Here is a 12350-nt window from a genome sequence, read left to right as displayed (position 1 = left end):
CGTTAATGCGCAGGAGATCTTGCGATGAAATTCGATCGTTTCGCCCAATGGCTGGCCAACTGGAGCGGTCGCCCCCTGACGTTCGCCGTGGCCCTGCTATTGATCGTGTTCTGGGCCGTCAGTGGCCCGCTGTTCGACTTCAACGACACCTGGCAACTGGTGATCAACACCTCGACCACCATCATCACCTTCCTGATGGTGTTCCTGATCCAGAACACCCAGAACCGCGACAACGACGAGTTGCACATAAAGATCGACGAACTGCTGCGCACTACCCAGCGCGCGCACAAGGCGTTGCTGGACCTCGAAGACATGGGCCCGGCCGAGCTGCACGCCTTGCGCAAGCAGTACCAGCTGATGGGCGAACACGACCAGCAGGCGCCGGGCGACGATGCTCCGGCCAAGGACAACCGTGACTGAGCGAGGAGGACGGCATGGCCAGGCACATCATCCACTACACCGGCCCGATCAATTCATCGACCTGTGGCAACCTGATCAACACCTGCTCACGGGCGTTGCAGCAGGGCGCCGAGCTGCTGCAGGTCAATATCGCCACCATGGGCGGTGAGTGCAGCTACGGCTTCACCCTGTACAACTTCCTGCGCTCGCTGCCGGTGCCGGTGCACACCCATAACCTGGGCACGGTCGAGTCGATGGGCAATATCCTGTTCCTGGCGGGCGAACACCGTACCGCCTGTGCCTTGAGCAAGTTTCTGTTCCACCCGTTCCACTGGACGCTTCATGGATCGGTGGACCATGCGCGCATGGCCGAGTACGCCATGAGCCTGGACTACGACCTGCGGCTGTATGCGCAGATCGTCGCCGAACGTACCCAGGGCGCGGAAGACGTGCTGGATGTGACGCGCTACCTGATGGCCTACCCGCGCATCCTGGGGCCGGAGGAGGCGTTGGCCAGCGGGATGATCCATGCCATTGACGAACTGCCGATCGCGGCGGATGCCACGCAGTGGAGCGTGCATGCCTGAGTGCGCATGAAGGTGCCATTCGTCAGAACCTTGTCATCGGCTTTGAGCAGTTGCCTGGGTACGGGGTTCGCAATCAGTGCGTGGCCAGGTTTTCGTGCCGCGTGCAATGAACGGGCAAAGGAGAAGCAACATGGCTGAAGAACAAGTGCGTACTGGCCATCGTGGCGGTACCAAGGAAACCAACCCGGGCAATTTCGCCAATGACCGTGAACGGGCCTCCCGGGCGGGGCACAAGGGCGGGCAGAATTCCGGGGGTAACTTCGCCAATGACAAGGCGCGGGCTGCGGAGGCTGGGCGCAAGGGAGGACGCAATAGCCATGGCCGGGCGGACAAGCCGTGACCGCAACTGCGCGGGCCTTGCGCAGCTGAGCGGGCGGTGAACGATTTTTTGAATTATTCAGCGCAGGGCCGATCAACGTTTTCAGTTGGCCATTGAACAAGGAGGGCGCCGCGTAATGCCAGGTCCGCAGTTGTACGTCATCGAGTATCACCTGCATGAGCAGCCACGGCGGTTCGTGATTCGGCTGGAGCGGCTGGATAATGCAGAGGCCTGGCATTGGGCCAGTTGTGATGCGGGGATCGGGGTGATTCCCAAGTTTGGGCGGGAGAAGTTACGGAAGGTGAGTCGGCCTATGGCGGAGCGGTATGGCATTACCGAAGTTCGGTGGCGTGTTTCAGGGTGAGTTGTTGTTATTGACGGTTAGCGCATGAGGCCACCAAGCGCTTGCCGATGGTTTTACAGCGCCCTCAAGATCGAGCGCCGCNGCAGTTGTACGTCATCGAGTATCACCTGCATGAGCAGCCACGGCGGTTCGTGATTCGGCTGGAGCGGCTGGATAATGCAGAGGCCTGGCATTGGGCCAGTTGTGATGCGGGGATCGGGGTGATTCCCAAGTTTGGGCGGGAGAAGTTACGGAAGGTGAGTCGGCCTATGGCGGAGCGGTATGGCATTACCGAAGTTCGGTGGCGTGTTTCAGGGTGAGTTGTTGTTATTGACGGTTAGCGCATGAGGCCACCAAGCGCTTGCCGATGGTTTTACAGCGCCCTCAAGATCGAGCGCCGCCCGCGCGGCGCATCGCTGGCAAGCCAGCTCCCACATCTGTTTCGGGCCAATCCATCCTGTGAGGTCTTCACTGTCCGCCTTGGTGCATGCCTCAAGTCAGGTGGTGCGGCATTAGCGCACACGCTGAAACCGCGTCGTACAAACAAGGCGGACAGTGGAGATGGACCAGAAATAAATGGCCAGAAACAAATGTGGGAGCTGGCTTGCCAGCGATGCGCCGCGCGGGCGGCGCTCGATCTCAAGAGCGCCGCAAAGTTTTCGACAAGCCCCTGGTCGCCCTCATGCGATAGCCATCAGGACCTCGAAAGGGATGACCGTAGGGCAAACCGAAAAACCTAAAGCTCAAGCCCCCGACTCAGGATCACTCGCCGGCACCCCAGGCCGATTCTCCTCGTCGTCGTCAAAGTTCGGATCGACATCCGGATCATCCGCCCGGTCATTACCTCTGTCAGGCTCCAGCTCCGGCCAGTCGCTCTGAACATCCCCACCACCCATCGAATATCTCGTGCCCATGACCATCACCTCCAAACACCAGGGAGTCGAGCGCCGCAAAGTTTTCGACAAGCCCCTGGTCGCCCTCATGCGATAGCCATCAGGACCTCGAAAGGGATGACCGTAGGGCAAACCGAAAAACCTAAAGCTCAAGCCCCCGACTCAGGATCACTCGCCGGCACCCCAGGCCGATTCTCCTCGTCGTCGTCAAAGTTCGGATCGACATCCGGATCATCCGCCCGGTCATTACCTCTGTCAGGCTCCAGCTCCGGCCAGTCGCTCTGAACATCCCCACCACCCATCGAATATCTCGTGCCCATGACCATCACCTCCAAACACCAGGGAGTACACAAGGTGAGAGTCGCCAACAAGGCCCGCCGCTCCGTCGAAACAAACCGGCCCCCGACCAGCGGCCAATGGCTCAGTGCCGCCGACGCAGCAACACGATGAAAAACAGCCCGCCAATCGCCGCGGTGGCGATCCCCACCGGCAGGTCCTGCGGCGCGATCAAGGTCCGCGCCCCCATGTCCACCCAGACCATGAACAACGCCCCCAGCAACCCACAGGCCGGCAGCAACCGCCGATGCTCGGCCCCCACCAGCCGCCGGGCCATGTGCGGCAACATCAAGCCAACGAAACCGATGGCCCCCGACAACGACACCAGCACCCCGGTCAGCAACGCCGTACCCACGAACACCTGGGCGCGCACGCGGCGGGTGTCGTAGCCCAGGCTCACGGCCGTCTGCTCACCACTCATCAAGGCATTGAGCGCCCGCGCCAGGCTCATCAGCAGGATGAAACCGGCCAGCACGCACACCGTCGGCAACCACAGCAACGACCATTGCGCCAGGCCCAGCCCGCCGAGCATCCAGAACATCACCGAGCTGGCCGCATGCGGGTCACCGGTGAACAGCAACAAGTTGGCCAGCGCCATCACCACGAACGACACCGCCACCCCGGCCAGCAGCAGGCGCTCGCTGTCCAGCCTCCCGCGCCGGCTGGCCACGCCCAGCACCAGCAGCATGCACCCCAGGGCACCCAGGAACGCCGCCAGCGGCAGGCTCAGCGGTCCGGCGAACGGACCGAGGAACAGCACCACCAGCACCGCCCCCAGCACGGCACCGGAACTCACCCCCAGCAGGTGCGGATCGGCCAGCGGGTTACGGGTTACCGCCTGTAACGCACCACCAACCAACGCCAAACCGGCGCCCACCAACGCACCCAGCAACACCCGGGGCGCACGGATCTGCCACACGATCTGCGCCTGGCTGCGGCTGAAATCGCCAGCTTCGCCAAACCCCAATTGGTGCAGAACAATCGCCAGCACCTTGCCTTGCGCCACCTCGGCCGCACCAAACCCCAGCGACAGCAGGCAAGACAACAGCAGTGCCAGGAGCAAGCCGCCCAGTACCAGGCGATAGGCCACGGGGCTGCGTACCGGAATCACGGCCGGGCCTCGGCGAACAGCTGCGGGTGCAGCGCCGCCGCCAATCGCTCGATGGCGCTGGCGTTGTCCACGGAGGGCGTCACTTGCAGGTAGGACAACACCACGAAGCGACGTTCGCGAATGGCCCGCACCTCGGCCAAGGCTGGATGCTGCAGCAGGAAATCGCGCTTCTGCTCCCAGGACGTCGGCCCGTAGTCGACGATGACGATCACCTCGGGGTCGCGCTCCACCACGCTTTCCCAGCCCACCTCGGTCCAGCTCGCCGCGACATCGGCCATGACGTTGTCACCGCCTGCTGCCTTGATCAGCGCTTGGGGCATGCCCAGCCGGCCAGATGTGGTGGGGCGGTCTTCGCCGCTGTCGTAGAGGAACACCTGTGGCCGGTCATGCACGCTGGCGAGCGAGGTGGTGACCCTGGCCACACGTTGGCGCAACTGGGTGATCAGTGCCTCGGCCCGTGGCGTCACGCCGAAGATCCGCCCCAGATTACCCAGGTCGGTGTACAGGTCCTCCAGGCTGGCGGCAGGGCGCGGCATGATCTTCGAGCACGACTCGCTCAGCTCGTAGACCGGCAGGCCGAATGGCGCCAGGCGCTCCGGGGTCAGCGGGCCGCCGACTTGCATGCCGTAGCCCCAGCCGGCGAACAGGAAATCGACGTTGGCGTCCAGCAGGTTTTCCACCGACGGATAGCGTGGCGCCAGTTCCGGCAAGCCATCCAAGGCCTCGCGCAACGACGGGTCCAGGGTTTTCCAGCCACTGATGCCGCTGTAGCCGATCATGCGCTCCTTCAGCCCCAATGCCAGGAGCATGCCGGTGAGGTTGATGTCGTGGCTGACCGCGCGTTGCGGGGCATGCTCGAAGGTCACGCTGCGGGCGCAGCTGTGCACGGTCACGGGGTAGTCGCTGGCCGGCGCGGCCAGGGGCAGGGTGGCGAGTAGCGAGAGGAGCAGTCGCTTCATGCGGGGTTTATCCAGGTGATGCGTGGGTGATCGCCCACGGGGTGACGGTCGACCAGCACGTGCACGCCGAACACCTCGGCCAGGCACCGCTCGGTCAGAACCTGGGCGGGCGTGCCGTGGGCGACGATGCGGCCCTGTTCGATTACGTACAAGCGGTCGCAGAAGGCTGCCGCCAGGTTGAGGTCGTGGAAACTGGCCAGCAGGCCCAGGCCGGTGGCGCGCAGGTGGCGCAGCAGGGCCAGCTGGTAGCGGGGGTCCAGGTGATTGGTCGGCTCATCCAGGATCAGCAGGCGCGGTTGCTGGGCCAGGGCGCGGGCCAGCAGTACCCGCTGTTTCTCGCCGCCGGACAAACTGGCGAAGTGCTGGTCGGCACGGCTGTCCAGGCCCAGCTGGCGCAGGGCATTGTCCACCGGCGCCGGGTCACCGTCGCCGTCCAGCCAGCCCAGGTGCGGGGTGCGGCCCATGGCAACGACATCGCGCACGTTCAGGCCAAAGTCATCGGGGAACTCCTGGGCCATCACCGCCAGACGCCGGGCCACCCAGCGCGGCGATTGCCGCCAGATATCCTCGCCGTCGAGCAGCACCTGGCCGCTGCACGGCCGGTTGAACCGGTAGGCGCAGCGCAGCAGGCTGGTCTTGCCGCTGCCGTTGGGGCCGATCAGGCCGACGAACTCGCCGGCAGCCACCTCCAGCTCGATACCGTCGAGCAGGGGTGACCCACCGGGTGAAGGTGACCAGTTCAGGCGTTCGAGGCGCAAAAGCGGCGAGGACATGTAAAGAAGCACCGTAGCAGCAAGGGTGAACGTTCTACGGTGGACGTGCGTGAGGCTGCCGCGGGCGGGTGCCCCGGAACCGGCGCGCACCCGCCCGCCGCGGGGGTAGCCAATGGCGAATCCAGGCCGGTCTCCGGGCTTGCGAGGGTCAGCGGGCCCGCACCTTCCCATGCCGTTGGCACAGTGGTCTTTTGCAGGCCCTGCTCGCTTACCGTTGCGGGGGCAGCGCCGGACTACCCGCTATAGCGGGGCACCGGCTTCCCGTTTAACCCCTGGCGCGGCGGCCAGGGACACCTGAAAACAAGGGGCGCATATGAACATCGAAGCCCGGGCGAGTCAAATCCAGCGCGAATCAATGCCCTGAATACTTGACCGCCGCTGCGGTGCGGGTCGTCACGTTGAGGGCCTTGAGCAGCGAGGAGACATGGATACGCACGGTGAACGGCGAGATTTCGAGCGCCCGGGCGATTTCCTTGTTGGTCTTGCCCTGGGCGATCAGCCGCAGCACCTCCTGTTGGCGCTGGGTGAGCTGTTGCAGCTCGCTGTCGGTGCCTGCCGGGGCCAACAGGCCGCTGCTGGCGTAGCGCACCACCACCTCGCCGGCACGGATGGCGAGAATCGCCGCGCCCAGTTCGTCCGGGGCGAGGCTCTTGCCAATAAAGCCGTCGACACCGGTGGCCATGACCTGATCGATGATGGCCGGTTCGTCGACCATCGACACGATGATCACGGTGGTGCGGCGCAACTGTTGGCGCAGCTCGGCCAAGCGGTCGATGCCCGTCAGCCCAGGGAAGCGCAGGTCGAGGATCAGGGTGTCGGGCGCATCGCCCAGCGCTGCCAGCCGCTGCACCTCTTGCAGGCTGCCGGCCTGTTCCAGCACCGCCTCGGGCAACAGGCGCCGCACGGTGGCAACCATGGCTTCGCGGAACAACGGGTGGTCATCCGCAACGATGATTCGGCAACTCACATCCCAACTCCCTGTCTGGCGGCCATGCTAATTTAGCAGCCACCGCCGGTCATTTCCTTGCATGGCTGGCGAAGTTGCCTACTGGCGCACAAGGAAGTGACTCATGAAGTTCGAGAAGAACAACGAACTGGACCAGGCCAACCTGCGCATCATCGTCTCCACCTGCGCCATCAGCTACGTGGCGCTGCTGGGCTTCCTGCCGGGCCGCGAAGTGGCCACCTACCTGCCGGTGCTGATCTACTACATGGCCTTCACCGTGGTGTCGATCGGCGTGCGCCAGGCCATCGTGCGCTGGCCGGGGCACTACCCGTGGCGGCGGGTGCTGGGCATGGTCCACGACTACAGCGCCACCTGCCTGGGCCTGGTGATCGGTGGCGAAGCGGCGTTGCCACTGTATGCGGTGATGGTCTGGATCAACCTGGGCAACGGCATGCGCTTCGGTTCGCGCTACCTGGCGGTTGCCACCGTGCTGGCCCTGGCCGCGCTGGTGGCAGTGTGGTGGCTGACGCCGTACTGGCAGCAACAGCCGTTCCTGCTGCCGATGCTGCTGACCACCAGCACCCTGATCCCGTTCTACGCCCACTTGCTGCTGGAGCGCACGCGCAAGGCCACGGCCCTGGCCGAGGCCGCAACCCGCGAGAAGTCGCGCTTCCTAGCCCAGGCCAGCCACGACCTGCGCCAACCCATCCACTCCATCGGCCTGTTCACCGCGTGCCTGCGCGAAAGCCGGCTGGGCGACGAGCAGCGGCGCCTGGTGGACAGCATCGACCGCTCGCTGCTCAACGTCTCGCAGCTGTTCCGTTCGATTCTCGACCTCTACACCCTGGACAACGGCCGGCTGCAACCGAAGTGGGAGCGCTTCGCCGTGGATGACTTGCTGCGTGAGCTGCTGCGCCAGAACAGCGAAGCGGCGCGCTGGGCGGGCGTGGAAATGCGCCTGGTACCCAGCCGTCACTGGATCCGCGCCGACCCCGGCATGCTGACGACAATGGTGCAGAACGTGCTGTCCAACTGTTTCAAGTACGCCGCCGGGCGGCCGCTGCTGATTGGCGTGCGGCCTCGTGGCGAGGGCCTGGCCATCGTGGTCTGCGACCAGGGGCGAGGGATTGCCCAGGAGCACCAGGCGCGGATCTTCGAGGAGTTCTACCGGGTGCGCGAAGTGCGCGACAAGGATGTGGAGGGGGTCGGCCTGGGGTTGTCGATCGTCAAGCGCCTGGGTGACCTGATGGGCCTGGACGTCAGCTTGCATTCGCGCCCGGGGCACGGCACCACCGTGACCTTGCAAGGGTTGGCGAAGGCTGCGCCGCAAGTATCACGGGCGAACGCCGATCCGGCTGTGCAGGTGGGCATGCTCGATGGGCTGCGGGTCTGCCTGGTGGAGGACGACCACAACGTGTTGCAGGCTACCTGTGCCTTGCTGCAACGCTGGGGCTGCGAGGTACAGGCCGAAACGTCGCCGGAGGGGTTGGTCAGCGACTGCGACGTCATAGTCGCCGACTACGACCTGGGCCCGCAGGCCACCGGCATCGACTGCATCGACCGGCTGCGTGCCCAGCGTGGTTACGCGGTGCCGGCGCTGATCATGACTGGCCATGAGATCGACCGCTTGCAGGGGGCGTTGCAGGCCCGCGGCATCGCCGTGTTGGCCAAACCGGTGCGCCCGGCGGAGCTGCGCCTGGCGCTGCGGGCGTTGCGCGACTCCCTGCTGGCGTCGACCCATTAGGCCGACGCGGTCACTGGAACACCGGCGCCTGGCCTTCTTTCCAGCAGGTCGGGGAGGGGGTGTAGAGACCCATGCCGGCCACTGCCACCAGGCCGCCGCTGGGCACTTGGCAATCGTAGCGGCCCTTGCTGGTGCTGGCGGTGTAGTAGGTGGTGTTGGAGTCGTTGCGCAGGTTGCTGACCTGGCTCACTGGGGTGCCGAGGGTGACCTCGGTGCGTTGCTTGAGGGTGTCCGCCGACGGGCTGGCGGTCTGGCAGCCGGCCAAGCTGGCGAGCACGGCCAGCAGGGCCAGGGATTTGAGGGCGGGGGGCATGGGCTTCATCGCGTGGCTTCCTTGGCAGTGTTCTCGGTACGCCACACGTGCGATGCGGGCGTTGGGCCGACTATAGCGCCGGGGCCTGCGTGGTGATGTAGGGCAGATGTGCGAGATGGCACATTGCCAATCGCCGGCAAGGCCGCCGCCCCCCTGTAGGAGCGGCCTTGTGCCGCGAAAGGGCTGCATCGCAGCCCCAGCCATTCAAGTAGCACAATCGATCGCTGGGGCCGCTCTGCGGCCCTTTTCGCGACACAAGGCCGCTCCTACAGGGATCCGCTGAGCGCTTTCATTGCGGACGCTTGAGCACCAGGGTCAGGATGTCGTAGCTCGCCACCAGTTCACCCAGCTGGTTGGTCACCTCCACATCCCACGCCACCACGCCTTGCGGCTGCCCCAGCGGGCTGGTCTTGCCCTGGTCGATCCTGCGCTTGCAGGTCAGCCGCGCCTGGATGGTGTCGCCGATCCCCACCGGGGTGATGAAGCGCAGGGTGTCCAGCCCATAGTTGGCCAGCACCGGCCCTTCACCCGGTGAGACGAACAGCCCGGCCGCGGCCGAGAGCACGAAGTAGCCATGGGCGATGCGTTTGCCGAACTGCGACTGCTTCGCCGCGATGTCGTCGAAGTGCATGTAGAAGTGATCGCCCGACAGGCAGCCGAAGTTCACCAGGTCCGCCTCGGTCACCGTGCGGCGGTGGGTGAGCAGCGATTCACCGATGCGCAGGTCGTCGAAATAGCGGCGGAACGGGTGCACTTCGGTTTCGATCACCTCGGCGCCGCGCACGTACTCACCGGTCACCGCCATCAGCATGCTCGGCGAGCCCTGCACTGCAGCACGTTGCAGGTAGTGTTTGACCGCACGCAAGCCGCCCAGCTCCTCACCACCGCCGGCGCGGCCCGGGCCACCGTGCTTGAGCTGTGGCAACGGCGAGCCGTGGCCGGTAGATTCCTTGGCCGCTTCGCTGTCGAGTACCAGCAGGCGCCCGTGCCAGGCCGCTGCGGCGGGGATGGCCGTGGCGGCAACGGTGCGGTCGGCGGTGACCAGGGTCGCCACCAGGCTGCCCTTGCCCCGGGCTGCCAGGGCCAGGGCTTCGTCGAGATCGTCGTAGGCCATCAGCGTGCTGACCGGGCCGAACGCCTCGATATCGTGGGCGCCGCCCTCGGCGTGGGGGTCGCGGGCCAGCAGCAGGGTCGGGGCGAAGAACGCGCCTTCGGCCACGCCGTCACCGACCGGGGTAAAGCCATCGCTGGCGCCCAGCAGTTGGTCGCAGCTGTCCAGCAGCCTGCGCACGCGTTCGCCGACATCGCGCTGCTGGTCGTGGGAGGCCAGGGCGCCCATGCGCACGCCTTCGACCGACGGATCACCGACCACCACCTTGCGCAGCCGTTCGCGCAGGCGGGTGGCGACGGCGTCGATGTGCTTGGCCGGGACGATGGCGCGGCGGATGGCCGTGCATTTCTGCCCGGCCTTGGTGGTCATCTCCCGCGCCACCTCCTTGATGTACAGCTCGAACTCCTCGCTGTCGGGGCTCACGTCCAGGCCGAGGATGGCGCAGTTGAGCGAGTCGGCTTCGGCATTGAACGGCACCGAATTGCGCACCAGGTTCGGCGTGACGCGCAGCTTGGCCGCGGTGTCGGCGGAGCCGGTGAAGGTCACCAGGTCCTGGCCTTGCAGGCGCTCGAGCAGGTCACCGGTGCTGCCGATCACCAGTTGCAGGCTGCCGGCCGGCAGCAGGCCGGACTCGTTCATCAGCCGCACCACGGCTTCAGTCAGGTAGCTGGTGGAGGTGGCGGGCTTGACGATGCACGGCATGCCGGCGAGGAAGGTTGGGGCAAACTTCTCCAGCATCCCCCAGATCGGGAAGTTGAAGGCGTTGATATGCACGGCCACGCCTGCGCGCGGGACCAGGATATGGCTGCCGGCGAAGTGGCCTTGCTTGCCCAGGGGGATCGCCGGGCCTTCATGCACCAGGTTGCCCGACGGCAACTCACGGCGGCCCATGCTCGAATAGGCGAACAGCGTGGCGTTGCCGCCTTCGATGTCGATCCAGCTGTCGGCGCGGGTGGCGCCGCTGTGGTGGGACAGGGCGTACAGCTGCTCTTTGCGCTCGGCCAGGTACAGCGCCAAGGCTTTGAGGCGTGCGGCGCGCTCCTGAAAGTCCATTGCCAGCAGCGTTTGCAGGCCCTGGGCACGGGCGAAATCCACGGCTTCGGCGAAGTCCGGGCGTTCTTCGTGGCTGTAGGCCAGGACGTGGCCGTCCAGGGCGCTGCGCAGCGCCTGGGCGCCGTGCTGGCCGATCCAACGGCCGGCGATGAAGCTTTGCAGGGTAGGGGAGGCGGACATGCTGTTCTCCTTGCTGTTCTGATAGACAGGGGCGCGCTTACCAGAGCGCCACGGTGTAGCCGATGATCAGGCGGTTCTCGTCCACGGCATTGGTCAGGCCATTGCCGGAGCGGAAGGTGACGTTGCGCCAGCGCAGGCTGACGTCCTTGAGCGGGCCGCTCTGGATGACGTAGGTGATGTCGGTGTCGCGTTCACGCTCGCGGCCGTTGCTGATGGTCGCGGTTTCGGCATGACGGCCGTCGGTGTAGCGGGTCATGAAGCTCAGCCCGGGGATGCCCATGGCGACGAAGTCGTAGTCGTAGCGCACCTGCCAGGAGTCGAGCCCGGCGCGGGTGAAGGTGTTGTAGGTGACCAGGTTGACGGTGTACGGGTCGCCGCCGTTGAGGAACGGGAAGGCGCTGTCGCCCGACATCTGCTGCCAGGTGGCGGTGAATTTGTGGGCTTTGACGCCCAGGGTGAACATGGCGTTGAAGTTGCGGTTGTCGATGTTGCCGGCGCGCTCGGCGCCATCACCACGGCTGTCGAAGTAGCGCAGGTCGCTGCGCAGGCTCACGCCCTCGGCCAGCGGCTGGGTGTGCAGCAAACCCACGTACTGCTGGCGGTAGATGTCTTCGAGCTTGGCGTAGTAGTAGCTGACGCTGGTCTGCGGGGTGATGGCGTAGCTGCCGCCGCCGAAATCGAAGTGGTCGCTGGTGGCGGCGCCGTAGCCGATATCGTCGCGCCCGGACGAGTCGCGCAGGTTGGCCTTGGTCAGGCGCCCGCCGTTGAACGTCAGGCCGTCCAGCTCCTGGCTGGTCAGCAGGCCGCCCTGGAAGGTCGAGGCCAGCAGGCGGGTGTCGTTGTACACCACCACCGGCAGGATCGGCTGCAGGGTGCCCAGGCGCAGGGTGCTTTTCGAGACCCGCAGCTTGCCGGTCAGGCCGAGCTCGCTGTAGTCGTCCACCGGTTCCTTGCTGTTGGGTCCGTACGGCAGCAGGCCAGTGCCGCGCCGATCGCGGCTGGAGTCGAGCTTGATGCCCAGCTGGCCCATGGCGTCTACCCCGACGCCAACCGGGCCGTCGGTAAAGCCCGACTCGAAACGCGCGGTAAAGCCCTGGCCCCATTCCTCGGCCTTGTTCTGTGGCGCGTTGTCCTGGCGGAAGTCGCGGTTGATGTAGTGGTTGCGCAGTTCGACGCGCGCGTGGCTGTCGCCGATGAAGTCCGCCAGGGCCGGCAAGGGCAGGGCGAGGGTGGCCAGCCAGGCGGCTGACGTGAGGTGGGTGCGGTTCATTGTTGTTGTACCC

Annotated in this window: 13 protein-coding genes and 1 riboswitch; of the genes, 6 read left to right on the top strand and 7 right to left on the bottom strand. The window is 65.7% G+C overall.

Features of this window, described 5'->3' with window-relative positions; translation table 11 throughout:
- The first annotated feature begins 24 nt into the window (after positions 1-24).
- From IX761_RS17270 to IX761_RS27165, 5 genes are all read left to right on the top strand, one after another.
- Positions 25-420 (top strand): low affinity iron permease family protein, encoded by a 396-nt coding sequence (locus IX761_RS17270; RefSeq protein ID WP_194790780.1) that lies wholly within the window; start codon positions 25-27, stop codon positions 418-420.
- Between the two features lie 14 nt (positions 421-434).
- Entirely contained in the window at positions 435-986 is a 552-nt protein-coding gene (locus IX761_RS17265; protein WP_194790779.1) for an ATP-dependent Clp protease proteolytic subunit, read from the top strand.
- 130 nt (positions 987-1116) lie between these two features.
- Positions 1117-1326: a general stress protein gene (locus IX761_RS17260; protein ID WP_194790778.1), complete on the top strand. Its 210-nt coding sequence runs from the start codon at positions 1117-1119 to the stop codon at positions 1324-1326.
- A gap of 115 nt (positions 1327-1441) precedes the next feature.
- Complete coding sequence (locus IX761_RS27170) at positions 1442-1669, top strand: DUF6555 family protein (RefSeq protein ID WP_228533651.1); 228 nt, start codon at positions 1442-1444, stop codon at positions 1667-1669.
- A 47-nt stretch (positions 1670-1716) separates the two neighbouring features.
- Positions 1717-1968 (top strand): DUF6555 family protein, encoded by a 252-nt coding sequence (locus tag IX761_RS27165; RefSeq protein ID WP_228533649.1) that lies wholly within the window; start codon positions 1717-1719, stop codon positions 1966-1968.
- Positions 1969-2962: 994 nt separating this feature from the next.
- On the opposite strand, the gene IX761_RS17255 is transcribed toward IX761_RS27165, so the two are convergent.
- From IX761_RS17255 to IX761_RS17240, 4 genes are all read right to left on the bottom strand, one after another.
- The gene (locus IX761_RS17255) at positions 2963-3985 is read right to left on the bottom strand and encodes a FecCD family ABC transporter permease (protein ID WP_416366798.1); all 1023 of its coding nucleotides are present in this window, start codon (positions 3983-3985) and stop codon (positions 2963-2965) included.
- Entirely contained in the window at positions 3985-4947 is a 963-nt protein-coding gene (locus tag IX761_RS17250; RefSeq protein ID WP_194790776.1) for an ABC transporter substrate-binding protein, read from the bottom strand. The genes IX761_RS17255 and IX761_RS17250 overlap by 1 nt, the downstream gene beginning before the upstream one ends.
- Positions 4944-5720 (bottom strand): ABC transporter ATP-binding protein, encoded by a 777-nt coding sequence (locus IX761_RS17245; protein ID WP_194790775.1) that lies wholly within the window; start codon positions 5718-5720, stop codon positions 4944-4946. The genes IX761_RS17250 and IX761_RS17245 overlap by 4 nt, the downstream gene beginning before the upstream one ends.
- 106 nt (positions 5721-5826) lie before the next feature.
- A riboswitch (cobalamin riboswitch) is annotated at positions 5827-6033 on the bottom strand.
- 39 nt (positions 6034-6072) lie between these two features.
- Entirely contained in the window at positions 6073-6687 is a 615-nt protein-coding gene (locus IX761_RS17240; protein ID WP_194790774.1) for a LuxR C-terminal-related transcriptional regulator, read from the bottom strand.
- A gap of 103 nt (positions 6688-6790) precedes the next feature.
- Between IX761_RS17240 and IX761_RS17235 the strand changes: the two genes are divergently transcribed.
- Complete coding sequence (locus tag IX761_RS17235; protein ID WP_194790773.1) at positions 6791-8410, top strand: hybrid sensor histidine kinase/response regulator; 1620 nt, start codon at positions 6791-6793, stop codon at positions 8408-8410.
- A gap of 10 nt (positions 8411-8420) precedes the next feature.
- Here IX761_RS17235 and IX761_RS17230 read toward each other — a convergent pair whose 3' ends face one another.
- From IX761_RS17230 to IX761_RS17220, 3 genes are all read right to left on the bottom strand, one after another.
- On the bottom strand, positions 8421-8732 hold the full coding sequence (locus IX761_RS17230; protein ID WP_194790772.1) for a hypothetical protein: 312 nt from the start codon (positions 8730-8732) through the stop codon (positions 8421-8423).
- Between the two features lie 280 nt (positions 8733-9012).
- Positions 9013-11067, bottom strand: a complete 2055-nt coding sequence (paaZ, locus tag IX761_RS17225; protein WP_194790771.1) for a phenylacetic acid degradation bifunctional protein PaaZ — start codon at positions 11065-11067, stop codon at positions 9013-9015.
- 37 nt (positions 11068-11104) lie between these two features.
- Positions 11105-12337, bottom strand: coding sequence for an OprD family porin (locus IX761_RS17220; protein ID WP_194790770.1), 1233 nt, complete (start codon positions 12335-12337; stop codon positions 11105-11107).
- Between the last annotated feature and the right edge of the window lie 13 nt (positions 12338-12350).

It is taken from the genome of Pseudomonas sp. UFMG81, assembly GCF_015354575.1.
In the GTDB taxonomy this organism is placed as follows: domain Bacteria; phylum Pseudomonadota; class Gammaproteobacteria; order Pseudomonadales; family Pseudomonadaceae; genus Aquipseudomonas.
Note: the sequence above shows the minus strand (reverse complement) of the source record. Positions and strands in the feature narration are given on the sequence as shown.

Excerpts from the sequence above, each read along its gene's own strand:
- IX761_RS17265 (WP_194790779.1), top strand. The coding sequence starts at position 435 with ATGGCCAGGCACATCATCCACTACACCGGCCCGATCAATTCATCGACC.
- paaZ (WP_194790771.1), bottom strand. The coding sequence starts at position 11,067 with ATGTCCGCCTCCCCTACCCTGCAAAGCTTCATCGCCGGCCGTTGGATC.
- IX761_RS17250 (WP_194790776.1), bottom strand. The coding sequence starts at position 4,947 with ATGAAGCGACTGCTCCTCTCGCTACTCGCCACCCTGCCCCTGGCCGCG.
- IX761_RS27170 (WP_228533651.1), top strand. The coding sequence starts at position 1,442 with ATGCCAGGTCCGCAGTTGTACGTCATCGAGTATCACCTGCATGAGCAG.
- IX761_RS17245 (WP_194790775.1), bottom strand. The coding sequence starts at position 5,720 with ATGTCCTCGCCGCTTTTGCGCCTCGAACGCCTGAACTGGTCACCTTCA.
- IX761_RS17230 (WP_194790772.1), bottom strand. The coding sequence starts at position 8,732 with ATGAAGCCCATGCCCCCCGCCCTCAAATCCCTGGCCCTGCTGGCCGTG.
- IX761_RS17235 (WP_194790773.1), top strand. The coding sequence starts at position 6,791 with ATGAAGTTCGAGAAGAACAACGAACTGGACCAGGCCAACCTGCGCATC.
- IX761_RS17270 (WP_194790780.1), top strand. The coding sequence starts at position 25 with ATGAAATTCGATCGTTTCGCCCAATGGCTGGCCAACTGGAGCGGTCGC.
- IX761_RS17260 (WP_194790778.1), top strand. The coding sequence starts at position 1,117 with ATGGCTGAAGAACAAGTGCGTACTGGCCATCGTGGCGGTACCAAGGAA.
- IX761_RS17220 (WP_194790770.1), bottom strand. The coding sequence starts at position 12,337 with ATGAACCGCACCCACCTCACGTCAGCCGCCTGGCTGGCCACCCTCGCC.